This is a genomic window from Mesorhizobium sp. LHD-90, assembly GCF_030929505.1.
In the GTDB taxonomy this organism is placed as follows: domain Bacteria; phylum Pseudomonadota; class Alphaproteobacteria; order Rhizobiales; family Rhizobiaceae; genus Kumtagia.
In genome coordinates this window covers 1-1,430 of record NZ_JAVFVV010000054.1, presented here as the reverse complement: position 1 = coordinate 1,430, position 1,430 = coordinate 1, and the positions used below count along the sequence as shown (strand labels likewise).

1 protein-coding gene is annotated in these 1,430 nt (G+C 66.4%); it reads left to right on the top strand.

Going from position 1 to position 1,430, the window contains the following annotated elements; genetic code table 11:
• The first annotated feature begins 160 nt into the window (after window positions 1-160).
• Window positions 161-1,360 (top strand): IS256 family transposase, encoded by a 1,200-nt coding sequence (locus tag RB623_RS30240; protein ID WP_308060979.1) that lies wholly within the window; start codon window positions 161-163, stop codon window positions 1,358-1,360.
• Window positions 1,361-1,430 lie beyond the last annotated feature (70 nt).

Sequence of the window (1,430 nt, the reverse complement as noted above, 5' to 3'; positions counted from 1 at the left end):
GGTCGTGTCCCACCGATTGGTGTAGCTCGACGGTAGCGGCGTCGCTCGGGAGCGCGCCTTCAACAGCGCTGTAGCGAGCGAGCGGCGGTGCGGGTGGTCATCGATGTTCTTCGGTAAGGGTCGGGTTGCTGAACACCAACCTGATTCGAAGGAAGCACCGATGACCGACGAGATAATGAACCTGCGCGCGCTCGTGGAGAAGACCCCTGATGCCGATCTGTTGCGCGGCATGATCGGCTTTGCCGCCGAGCGGCTGATGGAGCTGGAGGTGGGGGCCGCCACCGGCGCCGGCTATGGCGAGAAGAACCCGCTGCGGACGGCCCAGCGCAACGGCTACCGCGAGCGCGACTGGGAGACGCGGGCCGGTACGGTCGAGCTGCGCATCCCCAAGCTCAGGAAGGGCTCCTACTTCCCGAGCTTCCTGGAGCCGCGGCGCATGGCCGAGAAGGCGCTGACCGCAGTCATCCAGGAAGCCTACATTCAAGGCATCTCGACGCGTTCGGTCGATGACCTGGTCAAGGCGATGGGCGCCAGCGGCGTCTCCAGGAGCCAGGTCTCGCGGCTGTGCGAGGAGATCGACGGCAAGGTCAAAGCCTTCCTCGACCGGCCGATCGAGGGCGACTGGCCGTATCTGTGGATCGACGCCACCTACCTCAAAGTGCGCCGCGGCGGCCGCATCGTTTCGGTTGCCGTCATCATCGCCGTCGGCGTCAACAGCGATGGCCGCCGCGAGGTGCTGGGCATGGAGGTCGGCACCTCGGAGGCCGAGCCGATCTGGACCGAGTTCCTGCGCAAGCTGACCCGCCGCGGCCTGCGCGGCGTCAAGCTGGTCGTCTCCGACGCCCATGAGGGCATCAAGGCGGCCGTCGCCAAGGTGCTCAACGCCACCTGGCAGCGCTGCCGCGTCCACTTCATGCGCAACGTGCTCGCCCATGCCGGCAAGAGCGGCCGCCGCGTCGTTTCGGCCTTCATCGCCACCGCCTTCGCCCAGGACACGCCGAAGGCCGCCAGCACCCAATGGCGTGCCGTCGCCGACCAGATCCGGCCAAAGGTCCCCAAGCTCGCCGCCATCATGGATGAGGCCGAGCATGACGTGCTCGCCTACATGGCCTTTCCCAAGGAGCACCGCACCAAGCTGCACTCGACAAACCCGATCGAGCGGCTCAACGGCGAGATCAAGCGGCGCACCGATGTCGTCGGCATCTTTCCCAACGACGACGCCATCGTCCGCCTCGTCGGCGCCTTGCTGCTCGAACAGAACGATGAATGGGCGGTGCAACGCGCCCGCTACATGACACTGGAAACCATCAGCCAAATGAGCGATGATCCGCTCATCAGCCTGCCAGCCATGGCGCGCTGATCGTCCCGGCCCAACGCCGGAGAGCGCGGCGACCAACGCCGTCAGCTACACCACTCCCAGGGACACGATC